Source organism: Paenibacillus glycanilyticus NBRC 16618 (genome assembly GCF_004000805.1).
Lineage (GTDB): Bacteria > Bacillota > Bacilli > Paenibacillales > Paenibacillaceae > Pristimantibacillus > Pristimantibacillus glycanilyticus.
Map to the genome: position 1 here is coordinate 1 of NZ_BILY01000036.1, position 20,172 is coordinate 20,172.

At 52.6% G+C, this 20,172-nt stretch carries 19 protein-coding genes; all 19 read right to left on the minus strand.

What is annotated here, in order from left to right; translation table 11 throughout:
• Nucleotides 1-65: 65 nt before the first annotated feature.
• Nucleotides 66-512 (minus strand): GtrA family protein, encoded by a 447-nt coding sequence (locus tag PGL01S_RS23505; protein ID WP_127496974.1) that lies wholly within the window; start codon nt 510-512, stop codon nt 66-68.
• Nucleotides 502-1,485 (minus strand): glycosyltransferase family 2 protein, encoded by a 984-nt coding sequence (locus PGL01S_RS23510; RefSeq protein WP_127496975.1) that lies wholly within the window; start codon nt 1,483-1,485, stop codon nt 502-504. Before PGL01S_RS23510 ends, PGL01S_RS23505 begins: the two co-directional genes overlap by 11 nt.
• Nucleotides 1,486-1,507: 22 nt before the next feature.
• Complete coding sequence (locus PGL01S_RS23515; RefSeq protein WP_244935724.1) at nt 1,508-4,945, minus strand: phospholipid carrier-dependent glycosyltransferase; 3,438 nt, start codon at nt 4,943-4,945, stop codon at nt 1,508-1,510.
• 250 nt (nt 4,946-5,195) lie between these two features.
• A complete protein-coding gene (gene lysS / locus PGL01S_RS23520; protein WP_174806593.1) occupies nt 5,196-6,722 on the minus strand; it encodes a lysine--tRNA ligase in 1,527 nt (508 codons plus the stop codon).
• A 182-nt stretch (nt 6,723-6,904) separates the two neighbouring features.
• The gene (gene greA / locus PGL01S_RS23525) at nt 6,905-7,381 is read right to left on the minus strand and encodes a transcription elongation factor GreA (RefSeq protein WP_127496976.1); all 477 of its coding nucleotides are present in this window, start codon (nt 7,379-7,381) and stop codon (nt 6,905-6,907) included.
• A gap of 261 nt (nt 7,382-7,642) precedes the next feature.
• Nucleotides 7,643-8,659, minus strand: a complete 1,017-nt coding sequence (gene dusB, locus PGL01S_RS23530; RefSeq protein WP_127496977.1) for a tRNA dihydrouridine synthase DusB — start codon at nt 8,657-8,659, stop codon at nt 7,643-7,645.
• An 84-nt stretch (nt 8,660-8,743) separates the two neighbouring features.
• Entirely contained in the window at nt 8,744-8,953 is a 210-nt protein-coding gene (locus PGL01S_RS23535; RefSeq protein WP_012772083.1) for a helix-turn-helix domain-containing protein, read from the minus strand.
• Nucleotides 8,905-9,456 (minus strand): 2-amino-4-hydroxy-6-hydroxymethyldihydropteridine diphosphokinase, encoded by a 552-nt coding sequence (folK, locus tag PGL01S_RS23540; RefSeq protein WP_127496978.1) that lies wholly within the window; start codon nt 9,454-9,456, stop codon nt 8,905-8,907. Before folK ends, PGL01S_RS23535 begins: the two co-directional genes overlap by 49 nt.
• Nucleotides 9,434-9,820 carry a dihydroneopterin aldolase gene (gene folB / locus PGL01S_RS23545; protein ID WP_127496979.1) on the minus strand — a complete coding sequence of 129 codons (387 nt, stop codon included), beginning with the start codon at nt 9,818-9,820 and terminating at the stop codon, nt 9,434-9,436. The genes folK and folB overlap by 23 nt, the downstream gene beginning before the upstream one ends.
• Nucleotides 9,821-9,838: 18 nt before the next feature.
• On the minus strand, nt 9,839-10,723 hold the full coding sequence (folP, locus tag PGL01S_RS23550; RefSeq protein ID WP_127496980.1) for a dihydropteroate synthase: 885 nt from the start codon (nt 10,721-10,723) through the stop codon (nt 9,839-9,841).
• Nucleotides 10,720-11,601 carry an aminodeoxychorismate lyase gene (gene pabC, locus PGL01S_RS23555; protein ID WP_127496981.1) on the minus strand — a complete coding sequence of 294 codons (882 nt, stop codon included), beginning with the start codon at nt 11,599-11,601 and terminating at the stop codon, nt 10,720-10,722. Before pabC ends, folP begins: the two co-directional genes overlap by 4 nt.
• Complete coding sequence (pabA, locus tag PGL01S_RS23560) at nt 11,598-12,179, minus strand: aminodeoxychorismate/anthranilate synthase component II (protein WP_012772078.1); 582 nt, start codon at nt 12,177-12,179, stop codon at nt 11,598-11,600. Before pabA ends, pabC begins: the two co-directional genes overlap by 4 nt.
• A gap of 33 nt (nt 12,180-12,212) precedes the next feature.
• A complete protein-coding gene (locus PGL01S_RS23565) occupies nt 12,213-13,778 on the minus strand; it encodes an anthranilate synthase component I family protein (RefSeq protein WP_127496982.1) in 1,566 nt (521 codons plus the stop codon).
• Nucleotides 13,779-13,882: 104 nt separating this feature from the next.
• The gene (gene cysK, locus PGL01S_RS23570; RefSeq protein WP_127496983.1) at nt 13,883-14,821 is read right to left on the minus strand and encodes a cysteine synthase A; all 939 of its coding nucleotides are present in this window, start codon (nt 14,819-14,821) and stop codon (nt 13,883-13,885) included.
• A 160-nt stretch (nt 14,822-14,981) separates the two neighbouring features.
• Nucleotides 14,982-15,956: a peptidylprolyl isomerase gene (locus PGL01S_RS23575; RefSeq protein WP_164775574.1), complete on the minus strand. Its 975-nt coding sequence runs from the start codon at nt 15,954-15,956 to the stop codon at nt 14,982-14,984.
• Between the two features lie 19 nt (nt 15,957-15,975).
• Nucleotides 15,976-16,875, minus strand: coding sequence for an Hsp33 family molecular chaperone HslO (gene hslO, locus PGL01S_RS23580; RefSeq protein WP_127496985.1), 900 nt, complete (start codon nt 16,873-16,875; stop codon nt 15,976-15,978).
• 2 nt (nt 16,876-16,877) lie between these two features.
• Nucleotides 16,878-17,648: a type III pantothenate kinase gene (locus tag PGL01S_RS23585; protein ID WP_127496986.1), complete on the minus strand. Its 771-nt coding sequence runs from the start codon at nt 17,646-17,648 to the stop codon at nt 16,878-16,880.
• The gene (gene nadC / locus PGL01S_RS23590; protein WP_127496987.1) at nt 17,645-18,529 is read right to left on the minus strand and encodes a carboxylating nicotinate-nucleotide diphosphorylase; all 885 of its coding nucleotides are present in this window, start codon (nt 18,527-18,529) and stop codon (nt 17,645-17,647) included. Before nadC ends, PGL01S_RS23585 begins: the two co-directional genes overlap by 4 nt.
• Nucleotides 18,522-20,138, minus strand: a complete 1,617-nt coding sequence (gene nadB / locus PGL01S_RS23595; protein WP_127497058.1) for an L-aspartate oxidase — start codon at nt 20,136-20,138, stop codon at nt 18,522-18,524. The genes nadC and nadB overlap by 8 nt, the downstream gene beginning before the upstream one ends.
• Between the last annotated feature and the right edge of the window lie 34 nt (nt 20,139-20,172).

Genomic DNA, 20,172 nt, shown 5'->3' on the forward strand with positions numbered 1-20,172 from the left:
TCATGAACGCCTAGTGTATTGCAAGCACTTTTTAAAAGTTTTTTTGAGATATTCTGATAAGCGGTTTAAGACTGCTTGAATACCCACCACTTGCTGCCTGCAAAGTTAAGCACAACGGTTACTCCCGTAGCTAGCAGCTTAGCCGTGAACGGACCTAATCCCGCTTCCTTCGTCAGCTCATAGAGAAGCAGCATAGACACTCCCAGCACTGCCGCGTTCAGCACAACGAAGCGTACAGCCCTTCCGCGGTCTGCCTTGTATTGGTCCTCTCTTTTCGAAGTCCCTTTAAAGGTAATGAGAGAATTAAGCACATAGCTGTTCACCATGCCGGCACTATAAGAGATAACCTGCGCGGGAAGGACGTACAGTCCCGCCCACACCAGTAAACTGTAGACAACAAAGTCCACCAGAGTGTTGAGCAATCCGATCATATTAAATAAGACGAATTGCTTTAACGCGCCAAGCTTTTGTTTTCTTGGGCTAATCTGCTGCTGCGGCTGCTCAATGGACATATTCGCGTTCCTTCTCCTGCTTCTCCGCTTGTTCCTTCTCTTCGCTAAACCCTCTGGCTTCTCTTACGATATACAGAGGACGGTTCTTGGACTCGTCATAGATCCGGCCAATATACTCGCCGATAAGTCCAAGCAGCATCAGAATAATTCCGTTAAACAAGAGATTAATGGCGACAATGGTTGTCCATCCCGCTACCGTGCTCGAAGTAAAGAGACGCTGGCATAGCACGACCAGCAAATAAACGAAGCTTGTGGCCGACAGGGTAAAGCCGATATAGCTTGCGATTTTGAGCGGCTTATAAGAGAAGGAGGTGATGCCGTCCACCGCAAAATTAATCATTTTTTTGAGCGGATACTTGGTCTCGCCCGCAAAACGCTCCTCGCGGACATACTCCACCATCGTCTGGCGGAAGCCTACCCAGCTGACAAGACCGCGAACGAAGCGATTCTTCTCTTTCAATCCGCGCAGCACGTCGCATACCTTGCGGTCAATCAAGCGGAAATCGCCGGTGTCCATCGGAATATCGAAATTCGTCAGGCTCCGCATCGTACGGTAGAACATCATCGCCGTTAGTTTCTTGAAGACCGTTTCGCCTTTGCGCTTCAGCCGCTTGCCGTAGACTACCTCGTAGCCTTCCTTCCATTTGGCGATCATCTCGAGCATTACTTCCGGCGGATCCTGAAGATCCGCGTCTATTATAATAATGGCGTCGCCCTGCGCGTAATCCATACCCGCTGTAATCGCGATCTGATGGCCAAAGTTGCGCGAAAAGTTGATCAGACGGACATTGGCGTCCTGCTGACAGATAGCTTCCACGATCTCGACCGTCCGGTCTTTGCTGCCGTCGTTAATGAATACAAGCTCATAAGGCTCGCCGTAACCGTCCATCACTTCTTTCAGTTTGACATACGTATGGCGAATCACTTCTTCTTCGTTATACATCGGCACTATAATGCTGTATCTCGCCTTCATGCCCGTCTACCCCTTCCGTTCATCAGCTGTAAAAGACCCAAGAGTCAAAATGTCTTAGAGCAATCATCACATATTCCTTGTTTACTTCCATACCGGAAATGACTGGGTAATACATTATAAACAGAACGACCGCTATGCCGGCGTAAACCCAGCGGATCCATTTCTTATTCTCGCGTCCTTCTTCAATGCGGGTGAATATATAAACGATGGCCAAAATCATGAATGGCACCATGGCAAAATAGTGATACAAGAACGTCAGCCGCGGAACGAGCATCCATGGCAGGTATTGCGATAGATAAGCGAGCCACAGCACGTACATCCGCTTATCCTTGCGTTTGACGCTTATATAGAGCGCTGCTATAACCGCAAAGATCCCCGTCCACCATATTAGCGGATTGCCGAATGCCGAAATGGACGAGACCATTCCAGGATCGAGATTCTTACCGTTATAATACCAGACCGGACGTTTCATAAACGGCCACTCCCACCATTGGGAGGAATACGGATGCGTAGCGACAAGCTTGCTGTGGTAGTCATACATATGCTTCTGGTACTCGACAAGCCGTTCCGCCGTATATGTATCTCCTTTAACGTGTAGGACCGGAATGTAGGACAAGCAGTAAATGACTAACGGGATTGCAACGAAGAAGACAAGACAGCTTGCAAGAGTCAGTACCGTATTGCGCATAAACCCGCGGGAAGCCTTTTGATAAGCCTCGTTTTCCGTATAAGGATAGCTTTCTTCCCCGCCCGCCAGGATACGTTTTGCCGCTGCGTGCTCACGGTAACGTTCAATAAGGACTAGCGCCAGCATAACCGCCAGGCCGGCACCGCCGTAAATGACAATCCATTTGGAAGCCACCCCTATTCCGAACAACAGCCCCGCCCAGAATAAAGGCACGAGCGTTTTCCTAAGAGGAGACCTGTAAAAGCTCATTTCCCTGTATTTATTCATGAAGTAGAACATCAGCATGATGAAAAAGACGCCATACACGTCAATAGTCGCAATCCTTGTCTGCGTGAAATGCATAAAGTCTGCCGCAAACAGAATCGTTGCCGTCGCCGCGTAGCCCGTCTTGCGGAACAGCTGCAGGGCAAACAGGTAAATGATCGGCAGCATCCCGATACCAAACAGCGTGCCTACAATTCGCCAGCCAAACGGACTAAGCCCAAACAGCTTGATCCCTACCGCGATTAGCAGCTTGCCGAGCGGCGGATGCGTATTCTCGTAAGCCTTCATGCCATGAAGATTCTCGTAAGCGGTCCGGGCATGATAAATCTCGTCAAAATAAGAGCTGTTCAAGTAGTTCGGTTTATATACGGCATTCTTTTGTTCATCAAACAACCTGCTGCCTGCTAGAGCCGCATCCTGCTGCACGTCGCTTTCATCGCCAAGATCAACAACCTGCTCAACCGGGATCGGCTTGTCGCTTCCTTCCGGGTAGAAGGCAACCTCCTGCATGGAGAAGCCCCACTGGGTTACTGTCAGCTTCGCATAACGGACCGTCTGATTGACGGGGTTAACCGTCCACTTCAAGTCGTCGCCAACTTTTTGCTCAATCTCGATCGGATTGCTCCATTGATCAGGCGTGCTGCTGCTGAATTCCCACTTGTACTTGCCAACGCCAACCCCATTAAAGCTGTTGATTTGACCGACTTGCACCGGCTTGCCAAAATCCACATAGAAGCTTTGGCCGTCCCGGTCCGCCTTCCAACCGCTGTCAAAGCTAACCGTGGAACCGAGATTCATGAGCGCAATAACGGCATAGACGCCCGTAATGACGGACATCCATAACCAGTCCTTGCGGTGCAGCCTGCGGGGAGGCTGCTCCTGTGATCTTACGCTTTGAAGCAGCCGCTCTTCCGACATGGCAAGCTCGTCTTTCGTCACTGCCGGAACCGGATGCTGGCGACCTTTGATATATCTATCATAACCGATATAGATCATGTACAAATACAAACCGATATTAACGAGCGAAGTTACGATCATAATGCCGTTCGAAGAAGGCAGGAACGTATTCTCCTGGCTGAAGGCCAGTACATAGCCGACATTAATATAATGCGTAATGCTAAAGCCAAGCAGCAGATGCAGAATACGGCGATCCTTCGCTTCCACATAAGCGAAAATCATCAGCAGGAGTGCCGGGAACATGTAGCGCTCGTGCATTTTGGCAGCAAACATAAAGACCGTAACGATCAGAATCAAAGCCATGTAGAAGGAACCGGTCAGATCCTTCTGCTGCTTCCGGAAAGCGAAGAACAGGACGGAGACTACTGTCGCAAAAACGATCCCAATGTTCCCCCAAACCGAATATTCTAAGCCTAGCCAATGCGCGTCCAGCTTCGCCCAGTTACCGCCCGTTAAAGCATAAAGATTAAAGGCGTTCAGCGTGGCGTACGGATAAGAAGACAAGGTTGATTTATAAAGGTCATAGAGTCCGGATAAACCGCCGTTCTTCCAAATAAACGGTGCGGCGAGCAGAAGGAACGCTATAACGCCGTAACCAATCCCCGCGGCAATACGCTTCCAATGCCTCAGGTTGTAGCCGTAAGCGAGAAGCATAACCGGCGTAAAAATAAGCGCCTGCGGCTTCACAAGCACGGCCAGCGCAAACCAGATTGAACCGCGCTCCAGCTTGCCGTCCGTAATAGCCCGAATGGCTAATACAAGAATCAGCGCAAAAAAGGAATCAACCTGACCCCATCCGGCCGAGTTGATCCAGACGGCAGGGTTCCAGACGAAAATCATCGCCAGCCCGAACGCAGCGCGGTGATCGAGCTTTTTCGCCGCTGTACGGTAAATGAGATAACCGGTAATCAGATCGGTGAAAATAGCCGGAAGCTTGTAGAATACGATTGCCGCATCGCTGGCTGACCCGATGCCGAACCACGATTGCAGCGCCCCCATGACATAGAGCACATATATATAACCAGGCGGATAATCGGCAAACAAGCCTTCCTGATAGAAGTTGCCGAGCCCGTCCTTAAAGGCATGATTCGCCCAATAAATAAACGTATTGATATCATTCGTATAGCCTGGATTCGTAGCCGCTATGTAGAATCGGAAGGCGAATGCCGCTAGAAGCGCGATCCACAGTCCGTTCAGGGACGGCTTTCCGCCAGCCGCAAGAGGTTTGCCACTCACCGTAAATTCCCGGGCACGCAGCCATCTGCTATACAGGTAAGCGAATAAGGCGCCAAACAATGCCGATATCGACAATACCGAAAAGGCCGATATTTTTTTTGGGTCTATTTTCTCCTGATTTTGAGGTGTAGCCGAGGCGGTCTGTTCCGATTGGGTAATGACAGGCGAGAAAGCTTCTGTCGCAATATTGCCTAAGGCATTGGTTTCTGCGCCGACATTCCCCTCAGCGGATACATAACCATTCATGGCAGGCAAAAGGCCAACAACGAGAACAAATAATAAACAAATGATTGCACGCAAGCCACTCTTCCACATTTTCCGCGGTTCACCTCAAACGTTAAGTTTCTCGAGCTTGTTTTTCCTTTAAAATACATTCTCACTTTCCCTATCAAATGTCAATGTGCGCTCCTATCCAAATGAAAACGGCTGCGCCGTCCATAGGAAGGGCAACATACGTTTCGCGAACGAAATATAAGCAAAGTATAATAAAAACGTATACAGTCTTATATTTGCAAAAAAAACACCGCCCGGACCCGTTAGTCCAAGCGGTGCTGTCGTTAACTTCTTATTCGCCTGCGCGCTCGCGCATATGCGGGAACAACAGAACGTCGCGGATGGAAGGCGCATCGGTAAGCAGCATAACAAGGCGGTCAACGCCAATGCCAAGTCCGCCGGTAGGCGGCATGCCGTACTCGAGGGCGCGGATGAAGTCGTCATCCATCTCATGCGCTTCGTCATTGCCTTGTTCCTTCTCAACAAGCTGGGCTTCAAAGCGCTGACGCTGGTCGATCGGATCGTTCAGCTCGGTGAACGCGTTCGCATGCTCGCGCGCTACGATAAACAGCTCAAAGCGGTCCGTAAAGCGCGGATCTACCGGGTTCTTTTTCGCCAGCGGCGAGATTGCAACCGGATGTCCCGTAACGAACGTAGGCTGAATCAGAGTATGCTCGCAATGCGTTTCGAAGAACGCATTCAGAATGTGGCCAAACGTCATATGCGGCTCAACCGGTACTTTATGCTCCTTCGCGAGGGCATGAGCTTCTTCGTCGCTCATCTCCACGCTGAAGTCTACGCCGGTAACCTCTTTAACCAGGTCTACCATCGAAACACGGCGCCATTGCGGCGTCAGATCGATCTCTTGGCCTTGGTAGGAAATTTTCATCGTGCCGAGAACCTCTTGCGCGATATGGGCGATCAGGTTCTCCGTCAGCGCCATGATGTCCTTGTAATCGGCATAAGCCTCGTACAGCTCGATCATGGTAAACTCCGGATTATGGCGCGTCGAGATGCCTTCGTTCCGGTACACGCGGCCAATCTCGTATACTTTCTCCAGACCGCCTACGATAAGGCGTTTCAGGTGAAGCTCAATCGCGATACGCATGTACAGCTGCATATCAAGCGCGTTGTGGTGAGTGATGAACGGACGAGCCGCAGCACCGCCGGCAATGGAATGCAACGTTGGCGTTTCCACTTCGAGGTAGCCCTTCGAATCAAGGTAACGGCGCATCGATTGAATAATGCGGGAACGCGTAATGAACGTCTGCTGTACGTCCGGATTCACGATCAGATCGACGTAACGCTGACGGTAGCGCAGCTCTACGTCCTTCAGGCCGTGATATTTATCAGGCAGCGGGAGCAAAGACTTCGTCAACACTTCCACTTCGTGAGCTTTTACCGATACTTCGCCGGTGTTTGTCTTGAAAACGACGCCTGTGATGCCAACGATATCGCCGATATCAAGCATTTCGAATGCCGCGTATTTGTTCGCTTCAACCGTATCCTTGCGAACGTAGATTTGGATTTTGCCGGAAAGATCCTGAATATGCGCAAAAGAAGCTTTGCCCATGCCGCGCTTTTGCATAATGCGGCCCGCAACGCTTACCTTGATCGCTTTCTCCTCCAGCTCTTCCTTGCTGAGCTCTTCATAAGCGGACACAATATCTTTCGCATTGTGCGTACGCTCGAATTTGACGCCGAACGGGTCAACGCCAAGAGCTCTCAGCTCGTCCAATTTGTCTCTGCGAATTTGCAGAAGTTCGCTTAGTTCTTGTTCTTGTTCCACTCCCGTGTTTTGCTGATCCACTTTATTCATCTCCTAAATGAAAGGCACTGCTCAAGCGTAAACGGCTGCGCCATCCTGTGGAGGGCAGCAGACGTTTCGCGAGTGAAATATAAGTACCGTATAGAGACAGCCTATACTTTCTTATATTTAACGTTCAAAAAGCTTCCGCTAAGGAAGCTTTCGAAAAATATGCGCAAATGGCAGTGCAGACCTTATTTTTTAATATCGACGATTTTATATTGAATGATGCCGGCAGGCACGCTAACGTCCACAACAGTACCTTTCTTCTTGCCCAGTATCGCTTTGCCTACAGGGCTCTCATTCGAAATCTTGTTACGAAGAGGATCGGACTCGGCTGTACCTACGATTGCATATTCCATTGTATCACCGAATTCCAAATCTTCCACCGTTACAACCGATCCAATACTTACCGTATCGGTATCGATCTCATCGTTATTGATAATCCGCGCGTTGCGGAGCATTTTCTCAAGCGTAATGATACGGCCTTCGATAAAAGCCTGTTCATTTTTGGCATCCTCGTATTCCGAGTTCTCGCTGATGTCGCCGTAGCCAATGGCCACCTTAATACGTTCCGCTACTTCACGACGCTTGACCGACTTGAGGTTTTCCAGTTCCTCTTCAAGTTTCTTTAACCCGTCCTGAGTCAGAATGATTTCCTTATCGCTCATCTTCCGATTCTCCTGTCGTGTGACATATTATTCATACGGCGTATGAATTCACTGTTATTTAAATATATTGCATTCCCCGTTCCTCATGCCAAGTTGCGGGGCAGCTAGCGCGGAAACGACGATGTCGTTGATGTATATTGCAAGATTATATTTCAAAGAGACCCCGAATGTCAATCAAAGCCAAATTTGTGTTGTAACCGCTTTATCTTAAAGAGACTTAGGAGGATTACCGGCCCCTTGACCGATAATCGTCCCCCTCTCTTAATGTGCGTTGTTGGAACTGCCGGCCACGCCGGCAAATGCTTCTTCATCCAAAGAAGCAATGTACTGCTCCATAATTTCGACAAGCTTGTCGCGTCCTGTCTCTTCCATAATGACATCTTTCACGCGTGCCGCGCCCGGAAGTCCTTTGAGGTACCAGGCCATATGTTTGCGCATTTCGCGTACGGCTTTTGCTTCGCCTCTCAAGGCTATAAGACGGTCCATATGCAAAATCGCAACTTCCAGCTTCTCGCGCGGAAGCGGATCCGGCAGCAGCTCGCCCGATTCCAGGTATTGAATCGTTCGGTACAGCATCCACGGATTGCCGAGCGCTCCGCGCCCGATCATAACGCCGTCGCAGCCGGTATGGTCGAGCAGTCGGCGGGCATCTTCCGGCGAGAAGACGTCGCCGTTGCCGATAACCGGAATGGAAACCGCCTGTTTCACGTCGCGGATAATATCCCAGTTCGCTTTGCCGGTGTATTGCTGCTCGCGAGTACGGCCATGAACGCTGACCGCTTTGCCGCCCGCGCTTTCGACAGCCTTCGCGTTGTCTACCGCGTAAATATGCTCGTCATCCCAGCCGATCCGCATCTTCACGGTAACCGGCTTGCTGACAGCGGCGGTTACCGCCGAAACCATCTCGTAAATTTTGTTTGGGTCAAGCAGCCAGCGCGCGCCGGCGTCGCAGCTCGTAACCTTCGGCACCGGACAGCCCATATTAATATCAATAATATCGGCGTTGGTCTGTTGGTCGACAACCTTGGCCGCCTCGACGAGCGATTCGCGGTCACCGCCGAAAATTTGCAGGCTAAGCGGCTTTTCGCGATCGTCTACAAACAGCATTTCCATCGTGCGCTTGTTGCCGTGCAGAATCGCTTTGTCGCTGACCATCTCCGCGCATACGAGGCCGGTTCCGAATTCTTTCGCAATCAGACGGAAAGCCGGGTTGCAGACGCCCGCCATCGGCGCGAGCACGACTTTATTTTTCATCTCGATGTCACCGATTTTCAACATACTGCTCCTTGTTCCTCCTTCCTGAATGGAATGACCGCCATCATCGACGGACGTAACAGAGTTCAACTGCATATGAAAAATACGTTAAGATTCCGTATCCATTAGTTCTTCATAACTGATGCCAAGCGTATTCGCTATATTCATCATAAGCCGGGCATCGGGCTTGCGGGTTCCCCGCTCCAGCGATCCAAGGACCGCAACCGATACGCCTAATACCTTTGCCAGCTCCTGCTGGGTGTAGCCCTTCAGCTTCCGGAATGCCCGGACCCGCTGAGCCAATTGGTGATTTTCCATAACGTGATGCCTTCCTTTCCATCCTGAAGCGCCGCTGCCGCAGTAGCCGAAACACGGTCCTGCAGAGGATGCGACGGATCGATGACATCCGCAAGGGGAACAAGCACGAAAGCCCGCTCCAGCATACGGGGGTGAGGCAGCGTCAGCTCCTCGTCATCCATCTCAACATCTTCATATAACAGCAGATCTATATCTATGGTGCGCGGTCCCCAGCGTATATCTCTTACGCGTCCAAGAAGCTGCTCCACTTTAAACAACACGTGAAGAAGCTCAAGGGGTGGAAGAGTCGTCTTAACGGCCATCGCCATATTCAGAAAAGCCGGCTGATCCGTATACCCGACAGGATCAGTCTCGTAAATACCGGATATCCTTAACGCTTGAACGCCGGGCTGCTGCCGGAGGTATTCAATTGCCTGCCGAAGCAGTCCCTCGCGATCGTTAAGGTTGGAGCCTAGAGCAATGTACGCTTCCGCCAAGGTGTTAGGCACGGACGACACGTCCATTCCCGTCCCGCTTGCGGCGGAGCTCAATTGTAACCCCGTCAAAATGGATCTCGAACGGCGGATTTGGCTTCGTTACGCGAACCGCCACTTCATTTATCATAGTATAAGCTTCCAAAACCCGCGTTGCAATGCCGCCGGCCAAAGCTTCGATTAATTTATAAGGCTCTCCCTGCACAACGGATTTGATCTGCTCGTACAGCTCGGCATAGTTAATCGTTGCGTCCAAATCATCGGTTGCCGCCGCTTTCTCCAGGTCCAGCTTCAGGTCAAGGTCAACGATAAACTTCTGTCCCAGCCGGTTCTCCTCCGGAAAAACACCGTGATAACCGTAAAATTGCATGCCCTTCATGATCATGCTGTCCATGCTTCGCTTCCTCGCTTTCTATTTAGAACCGCGGTACATAATCGCGTCGGTCATCATCGCTGTCCGCTTATTCGCGCGCACATCATGCACGCGTACGATTTGGCAGCCCTGGGCAATGCCAAGCGCCGTAGTTGCTGCCGTGCCTTCCGCAAGATCGTCAACCGGCAGGTCAAGCGTCTGCCGGATAAACCGTTTGCGCGAGGTGCCAAGCAACACCGGGTAGCCAAGCGCGGTCAGTTCCGACAACCGGCCCATAAATTCCAGGTTGTCGTCATGATTCTTCGCGAAGCCAAGGCCCGGGTCGAGCCAGATCCGGCTCGCTTCAACGCCAGCCCGAAGCGCAATGGCCACGCTCGCCTGCAGGTCGGCGAGCACATCCGGGACAAGGTCTCCGTAGTCCCGGGCAGGGCGGTTGTGGCTGATTATAACCGGACAGCCATATTCGGCCGCCACGGCCGCCATAAAGGGGTCATACTTCAGACCCCATATGTCGTTGATAATATGCGCGCCTGCTTCAAGCGCCTGGCGCGCCGTCTCGGCCTTGTACGTGTCGATGGAAATCGGCACGTGAGGCGCAGCCTCGCGTACGGCCCGGATAACGGGCAGCAGGCGGCGGAGCTCCTCTTCTACGCTGACCGGCTCAAAGCCGGGACGCGTCGATTCCGCGCCGATATCGATAATATCGACGCCTTCGTCAACCATAGCCGCCGCACGCGCAGCGGCAGCCTCCGCATGGTTATACCGTCCGCCATCCGAGAAAGAATCCGGCGTAGCGTTCAGAATGCCCATAATCAGCGTCCGCTTCCCAAGCTCCAGCTTTATTCCGCCGCCAAGCTCATAGCTTCTATTCCAAAAGGTCGGCTTATAGCCTGTAAGTTCCTGTCCCTGTTCTTGTTCGCTCATCGTTGTTGTTCCTCCGTATCTTGGCGGTAGGCGAGCAGCAGCTCCCGAAGCACGGGTCCCGCCGAGCCGGAACCAACCGCCGTACTGCCGCCGTGATGATCGGTTACGCGCGTTACCGGTACAAGCTCCTGTATAGAAGTCGTTAGCCATACTTCATTCGAGGCAAGAAGCTCCTCAAACAAATAGTGTCCTTCCCTCACCGTATAGCCAAGCCCTCGAGCCAATTCGATAACCCGCTGCCTTGTTATTCCCGGCAAAATGCCGATATCGGTTGAAGGGGTATAAATCGTGTCCTCCTGCACAAAAAACAAATTGCTGACGATGCCTTCTGCAAGAAGTCCCTCATGGCTCAGCATAAGCCCTTCCGCCGTCGTCGAAGCATCGCTTGCCAGCAATTCCCGCTTAGCGATTATATTGTTCATATAATGGAGCGATTTTAATCGAATGGCCCCTTCCGGGGTATTTCTTGCCGTCTTAAGCAGCCGTAATTCTTTTCCTTCGCTGTACAGGCTCTCGTTATGGGGCGGAAGCGCCTTAACAAGCATGAACTCCGTTGGCTGCTCGTAATCTCCCGACGGAAGTCCCAGTTCCCCGATTCCCGCCGTAACGGTGAGACGGATATAACCTTCCGCAAGCCCGTTCTCTTTCAGCAGGGTCGCTATCATCTTCCGAAGGGCATCCAGATCCGGCTTGTAACGGATACCGATCTCTTCGCAGCCCTCCGCCAGGCGCTTCATATGCCGCTCCAGCAAATACGGCTGGCCGCCGTACGTGCGGAACGTCTCAAATAACCCCATACCGTACAAAAAGCCGTGATCGTATACCGAGATCACAGCTTCGCCAGATTCCATTACCGTACCGTTCAGCCCGATCTTCATCGAGCCGCGCCCGTGCGGATTTTCAAGAAATTGCGCAGCATGTCGTGACCGTGCTGCGTGATGATCGATTCGGGGTGGAACTGTACGCCTTCAATCGGATATTCCTTATGGCGCAGTCCCATAATTTCGCCTTCCGCCGTTTCCGCGCTGATCTCCAGGCAATCCGGAAGCGTCTCGCGCTTCACGATAAGAGAGTGGTACCGGGTAGCCGTATACGGAGAAGGAATCCCTTCAAAGATCGTTTTGCCGTCATGCAGGATTTCAGACGTCTTGCCGTGCATCAGCTTCTCCGCGCGCACAACGTCGCCGCCAAACGCTTGTCCGATCGACTGGTGGCCAAGACATACGCCAAAAATCGGAATAATGCCCTTGAAATGCTCAATGACCGACAGGCTGATCCCCGCTTCGTTCGGAGAGCAAGGTCCCGGCGAGATCAGAATATGGTCAGGCTTTAACGCCTCAATGCCCGCAAGATCAATCTCGTCATTCCGTTTCACGACAACCTCTTCGCCCAGTTCACCCAAATACTGCACCAAGTTGTACGTAAACGAATCATAATTATCAATTACTAGAATCATCGCTCCTGCTCCCCCTTTGTGTATCGCTCTGCGCTACGTCCGGCTCGTCTGCTCCGCAAACCGCTCGCTGTACTGAATCGCCTTCCATAGCGCCTTTGCTTTATTCAACGATTCGTAATATTCCCGCTCCGGATCGGAATCGATAACGATACCGGCCCCGGCCTGAATATTAACGATACCGTCCTTCACCGCCATTGTTCTTATTATTATATTAAATTCCATATCGCCATTATAGTCAATCCATCCGAGCGATCCCGTATAAGCCCCGCGCCGCACGGGCTCAAGCTCCTCGATGATTTCCATGGTCCTGATCTTCGGCGCGCCGGTAATCGTTCCGCCCGGGAACGTCGCGGCGATGACGTCAAAGGCATCTTTCCCGTCCGCAAGGCGTCCTTCCACCTGCGAGACCAGATGCATCACGTGGGAATAGTATTCGATGACCATCAGCTCTTCCACTCTAACGGTTCCAAATTCCGATATCCGTCCAAGATCGTTCCGCTCCAGGTCAACCAGCATAATATGCTCGGCCCGCTCCTTCTCGCTTGTACGGAGTTCTTCCGCCATCTTGCGGTCTTCTTCTTCCGAGCGGCCCCGGCGGCGCGTGCCCGCTATCGGGCGGGTTGCCAGCTTATCGCCGTTCCGCTCGACCAGAAGCTCCGGAGAGGCAGAGACCAGCTGGAAGTCCGGACAGCGCAGAAAGCCCATATAAGGCGATGGATTAAAAATACGCAGCCATTCGTACAACTCTTCCGGCGAAGAGCTGACCTTCCGGCTCTGCCGCTGCGACAGGTTCACTTGGAATACGTCCCCCTGGCCGATATACCGCTGAATCCGGCGGACTGCCTCCATAAAGGCTTCCTTCCGGAATGGAGAGGTGATGCCTTCGACCGACTCTACGTCAATGTGAAGACTATCGCTTTCCGTGAACTGTCTGCGTTCCTCGCGAACGGCTGACGCCTCGCCGCCCTGAAGCTGAATATGATGCTGCCAGAATACCTCCATCTCCTCGGCCTCTACAACCGCCTCGTCGTACTTGGCCTGCAGCTTCTCTTCGTTCTCTTCCCCGGTAACCGCGGTATGGACCGCGCAGTACAGCATCTTCTCCTGCTGATCCACGATCCAGATCCGGTTCATCCGCAGGAACAGATAATCCGGAAGTCCCGTATCGTCCGCCGCAAGCTCGGGCAGCCGCTCGATAGAGCGGATCACATCATAGCTCCAGAAGCCTATGCAGCCTCCCGTCCACTTAGGACCATCCGCAAGTTTAGGAGAGCGTTGCGGCTCCATCCAGCGCCGGACCACTTCAAGCGGCTTGCCCTCCCAGGATTGTTCCGACAGGACTTGTCCCTCGCGGTCCCATTCCGATGATTGGGCATTGTCTCCTTTGCCGCGGATAACTCCTTCCGGATGCAATCCCAAATAGGTATAACGTCCATCCTTGCCGCTTTCCAATACGAATGCATGCGGGGAAGCCGCGCACCATGCCGACTCCCATGATTCAACGGTAACGGTATGAAGAGGAATGCGCTTCAGCAGCGGCAAGGTTGTGTATTTCCGTTCTGCCTGCCATAAAGCCCACTGCCCTAGTGCGGTGAACATGTTAATTCCCTCCGATCAGCTATGATTTGCTAAGTATACAAAAAGCCTCCGCAAACGTCAAAAAGCCCCCGTTCCTAAGAACGGGGGACTTATAGGAGACAATATTAGTTCTCGAAGTTGAACAGAGGCGTGGACAGGTAACGTTCGCCGTTCGAAGGAACAACGGCAATAACGCGTTTGCCTTTGCCGAGCTCTTTCGCTACTTTCAGAGCAGCAAAGATCGCAGCGCCGGAAGAAATACCGCACAGGATACCTTCTTCTTTTGCAGCACGGCGTGCATATTCGAAAGCTTCTTCGTTCTCAACGGTAATAACGCCGTCGTAGATCTCACGGTTCAGGATATCCGGCACGAAGTTAGCGCCGATACCTTGGATTTTGTGAGGACCTGGGTTGCCGCCTGACAGGATCGGGGATGCAGCAGGCTCAACCGCGTAAATCTTGATACCTTCGAAGTTCTTCTTCAGCACTTCGCCCGTACCCGAGATTGTACCGCCAGTACCGATACCGGCAACAAAAGCATCCAGCTTGCCGTCAAGCGAGTTAATCGCTTCTACGATTTCCGGACCTGTTGTTTCGCGGTGTACTTTTACGTTAGCTTGGTTCTTGAACTGTTGCGGGATGAAGTAGGACGGATTCTCTTTCGCCAGCTCTTCCGCTTTGCGAACGGCGCCGTTCATGCCTTCGGATCCTGGAGTCAGAACAAGCTCAGCACCGTAAGCACGAAGCAGGTTGCGGCGCTCGATACTCATTGTTTCAGGCATAACGAGGATCGCTTTGTAGCCTTTTGCCGCAGCTACCATCGCAAGACCAATACCCGTGTTGCCGCTTGTAGGCTCAACAATTGTATCGCCAGGCTTCAGAACGCCTTCTTGCTCCGCTACTTCGATCATGCTGATCGCGATACGGTCTTTAACGCTTGCGCCCGGGTTCTGGTACTCAAGCTTTACATAGATTTCCGCGCTGTCCTCCGGTACAAGACGGTTCAAACGGACAAGCGGTGTATCACCAATAAGTTCAGTTACGCTGTTAACGATTCTAGCCATGAGAATAATTGCCTCCCTTATTCCGACTAATTTAGTTGGTTTTTTCACTACTAACATCTTATCAATCTCTCGCATCCGTTGTCAATAGTTTCTTTCTTGAATTGACAGGAAAAGGGAGAAGCCGCCCAGTGGGCGGCTTCCAGATAATAGATAAGTGCTCCTAAGGGGTAATCTCTGCGTTGTATTTCTCGAGCAAATCATCCTCGATCTCGTTAAGCGGCTTGGCTTTGGACAGCGCCAGCTCCTTGCGGGCGGTATCGTACAGGACATGGCCGGACAGGCCGTCCGTCTTCTGCCGCTCCAGCACGCGAATAACCGCATAGCCTTCCGGCACCTTAATGGGTCCGGTCGACTCGCCGGTCTGCAGCCTGCCGGCTTCCTCCAGCATATCGGCATCATAGAACGGATCATCCGAATCGATAAGACCAAGGTCGCCGCCCGTATCCGCTGTATTCGCATCTTTCGAATACTCCAGCGCAAGCTGTTCGAACGTATCGCCGGCCGTAAGCTTATCAAGTACATCGTCTGCTTCCTTTTCCGTATCCGTGACAATCCACTGCACATGAAGCCTTAGCCGGTCCGCGAATTGCTCCGGATGAGCCGCTATGTAATTCTCGATCTCCACTTCGGACAGATTAACGGTTAGAATAGCAATTTTCTCGAGCAGCAGACGGTACCTTATATCTTCCTCTACATCACTCTTGGTCATGCCAAGCTGCTCTTTCATTACTTCATAAAAAACTTGCTCGCTATCATAGCCGTCCATCATAGCGGTAAGCTCCCTCTCCTCTTCCTCGGAGGACAGGCTTAACTGCTGAGCCTCAGCTTCCAGGTCAATCGCCTTGCGAACCATCATGGTCCGCAGTACATTGTCGCCATATTGCCGCTTAAGCTGATCGGCCAAATCCGCTGCCGTAATCGGAAACCCGCCTACCGTTGCGGCGATTCCTTCGCTGCGCGAGTGATCGGAATCGCTTGGCGTATCCCCGGCTTGCGCCTTTGTCTCCGAATCGGGATCATGCTTGTCGGGATCGTCCGAGAACGGAGACAGCTTCACAATAACCGCCACGCTTAATACGATCATACAGATCGCTTGAAGAACAACAACTGCTTTTAATACCCCGTATTTCTTCATTTCCCCATTGCCTCCGGCATTATTGCACGAGCTTTGGCTTCGCCTGGTCAAGCAGCTCTTGCAGCTGCTCCCGGTCAAACGTGTAAGCCTCATTGCAATAATGGCAGACCACCTCTGCCTTGCCGTCTTCCTCAATAATCTGCTCCAGCTCCGATGCCCCAAGGCTGATCAGTGTCTGCTCCACCCGATCCCGCGAGCATTTGCATTGGAATTTCAATTCCAGCGAATCGTGGATATGCAGATCGTCTCCTACCAGCCTGCGAAGGATGCCTTCCGGCGTTTCGCCCTGCTCCATCAGCTTCGTCACATGCGGAATGGAACCAATAGCCTGCTCAAGACGGGTAATCTCCTCATCGGTAAGGCCCGGCAGAAGCTGCAAAATAAAGCCGCCTGCATGAGTGACTTTTCCTTCCGGCTCCACAAGCACGCCAAGTCCAACTGCGGAAGGCGTCTGTTCGGATACGGCGAAATAATAAGTGAAGTCTTCGCCCAGCTCGCCCGATACAATCGGTACGCTGCCGAGATAAGGATCCTTGAGGCCCAGATCCTTGATAATGTGGAGATAACCGTTCCGGCCTACCCCGCCGGCAACGTCAATCTTCCCGTGCTCGTTGCTTGGCAGCAGGACATCCGGGTTATCGACATACCCGCGCACCTCGCCGTGCGCATTCGCGTCAACGACGATTTGGCCGATTGGACCGTCGCCTTTTACCTTTACCGTCAGCTGCTCCTCGCCTTTCAGCATGGCTCCCATAATGGCGGCAGCCGTAGCCGTACGCCCAAAAGCGGCTGTTGCAGTCGGCAATGTTTGATGGCGCCGCTGCAATTCGTTTACAAGCTGCGTTGTGCAGGCTGCAAATACGCGAATTTTACCTCCCCACGCCGTACCCCGGACGAGTACGTCTGGTAACTGCTCCATGGTTATCCCTCCTGATTCCGTTCGTAAATAATGCGCAATCCTTCCAACGTCAGAAGTGGATCGACTTCTTCTATCGTTTCCGATTCCGTGCTAATTAACTCCGCAAGCCCTCCCGTTGCTACAACGCGCGGGCTCACTTGAAATTCTTTTTTGATCCGGTTCACGATGCCGTCAACTTGTCCGGCGTAACCGTAGATGATACCGGCTTGCATGGACGTAACGGGATTGCGGCCGATGACGCTCTTCGGCTTGACCAATTCAATACGCGGCAGCTTGGCCGCACGCTGGTACAAAGCTTCCGTGGAAATACCGATACCGGGCACGATCGCTCCGCCCAGATAGCTTCCCGAAGCATCGATATAGTCAAACGTTGTGGCCGTGCCGAAATCAACAACGATAAGCGGCGAGCCGTATTTCACGATACCCGCAACGGAGTTCACGATCCGGTCGGCTCCGACCTCGCGAGGATTCTCATAGCGGATATTAAGCCCTGTTTTAATGCCCGGACCCACGACAAGCGGCGTCTTGCGCAAATATTTCATGCATAGCTGCTCGAGGGCACGCATGAGCGGCGGAACAACCGAGGAGATAATAACGCCTTCGATCTGCTCCATCCGGATTCCCGCATAGTGGAACAGATTGTGTATGTTCATGCCGTACTCGTCAACGGTCGCCGAGCGGTTCGTGCTGAGCCGCCAATGATGCAGCAGTTCCTTGCCTTTATAGACGCCCAGAACGATGTTTGTATTGCCCACATCGATTACTAAAATCACGTCCGCGCGCCTCCTTTTTTCTCATTCAAATCCAGACTGATATCAAGGGCATTAAACGAATAGGTCAAGCCGCCGACGGAAATAACGTCTACGCCGCAGGCTGCAATGGCGCGAACCGTATCCAAACGCACGTTGCCCGATGCTTCTACTATAACATGAGGCGAGCGCGACTTAATGAGGCTTACCGCTTCCGTCATCAGCGCCGGTGCCATGTTATCGAGCATAATAATATCCGCGCCGCTAGCCAGAGCCTCTTCCACTTGTTCAAGAGACTCCGCCTCTACCTCGATCTTCATTGTATGTGGGATCGCCGCGCGGGATGCTTCAACAGCCTGGCGGATTCCGCCGGCGCCCTTGATATGATTATCTTTGATCATTACGGCGTCATATAAACCGAACCGGTGATTTGCCCCTCCGCCAACTCGGACCGCATACTTCTCCAGCATCCGGTGGCCGGGCGTTGTTTTGCGCGTGTCCACAAGACGGACCGGCAAGCCTTCCAACGCCGTTACGAAAGCATTCGTTTTTGTTGCGATGCCTGACATACGCTGCATCAGGTTAAGCGCCAGACGCTCGCCGGTGAGAAGGCTATGGGTACTGCCTTCTACGGTTGCGATGACCGTACCCTTTTCCGCATACTCGCCGTCTTGTACTTTTGCTTCGAACCTAAGCGCCGGGTCCACAATCTCGAAAACGATCCGCGCAACCGGAAGACCGGCAATAATCCCGCTCTCTTTCACATGGATCACCGCTGTCGACTGCGAGCCCATCGGGATGGTAGTTGCCGTCGTGATATCGCCGCTTCCGATATCTTCGGCCAGCCAGCTGCGGATTTGCTCGCGTAGGGCATGGTTATAGGTGCCAAATGTTGTATCAAACATGAATAATTCGCTCCTCTGTCGTTCCTTGCAGCCGTTGCATTACGGTATGCTTGCGCCACACCTCGTCATTCTTCTCCGGGAAGTCCTCCCGGAAATGACCGCCTCGGCTTTCTTCCCTCTGAAGCGCGGATTCCGTAGTCAGAACCGCGCAGGTCAGCAGGTTGGCGAACTCGTATTCCTCGCGTTTGGTCAGAACCGATTGGAAGAACGGCAGCTGGCGCTTCAGTTCCTCGAGCCCTCTCTCAAGACCATGCGCGTCACGGCGAAGTCCGGCATACCGCACCATCACCTTCTGCAGCTTCAGCCTTTTCTCGACTACCGCCTGCATAGGTGCGCCGCTGCGCGGCTGTTCCTTTTCAATAACAGGCTTCGTCTCCAGCTGCGGCAGCTTCATAATGCTGTCTACGATCCGTTTGCCAAACACAATCGCTTCCGACAACGAATTACTCGCCAGGCGGTTCGCGCCATGAACGCCGGTAGACGATACTTCTCCGCATGCAAACAGTCTTCTTATATTGGTTTCCCCGAACAGATCAGTTTTGACTCCGCCCATCATATAATGGGCAGCCGGCGCAACCGGGATCCAGTCGGTTGTCAGATCCAGCCCGTATTGCAGACAGAATTCGTAAATCGTAGGGAAACGATGCTTCACCATTTCCGGCGACTCATGCGTGATATCCAAATAGACGAAAGTGGATTTTGTCTCTTCCATCTCGCTTACTATAGCGCGTGCCACGACATCGCGCGGCGCAAGCTCCAGCTGATGATGATAACGGTCCATGAACCGCTCGCCCCGGATATTGCGCAGATAAGCGCCTTCACCGCGTACGGCCTCCGAGATCAAGAAACGCGGAGCGCCGGGATAACACAGCGAAGTCGGATGGAATTGCACAAACTCCATATCCTGAATAAGCGCGCCTGCCCGGTAAGCCATTGCAATGCCGTCTCCGGTGGCGACATCCGGATTCGTTGTATAACGATATAATTGTCCCGTCCCGCCGGAGCAGAGAATCGTCGCTTTGCCTCTTACGTACAAGCGGTGCCCGTCGGGCTTCTGCACGATCGCTCCGCAGCATTCGCCATCCTGCGTAACAAGATCGATCACGAAATGATCATCCCACACGTCAATGCCCGGGTCGGCCGTCGCCTTCTCCGAAAGGGCGCGCACAATCTCGTAACCCGTCGCATCGCCGTTGGCATGAAGGATGCGGCGCTGGCTATGCGCGCCTTCCTTGGTCAGCGCGAATTCACCGTTCTCGAGATCGAACTGCGTGCCCATTCTGATCAGATTGTTAACCCCTTCCGGCCCTTCGTGAACCAGAACGTTAACGGCATCCTCGGAGCAGAGGCCGGCACCCGCGATAAGCGTATCCTCTCGGTGGTAAGCCGGGGAATCGTCATCCGAGATGACGGCCGCGATACCGCCCTGCGCATAACGCGTATTACTGTCGAGCAGTGATTTTTTCGTAATCATTAAGACAGACTGGTTATTCTCGCTTGCCCGAAGTGCGGTAAAAAGACCGGCGATGCCGGCCCCGATCACAATAACGTCCTTCTCTATTACCGGCAAGTCCTCGAGTGACAAATCAACAAGATATCTTGGTATCATCATCTTCGTAATGCGCCTCCAAGCATAGGAGTAG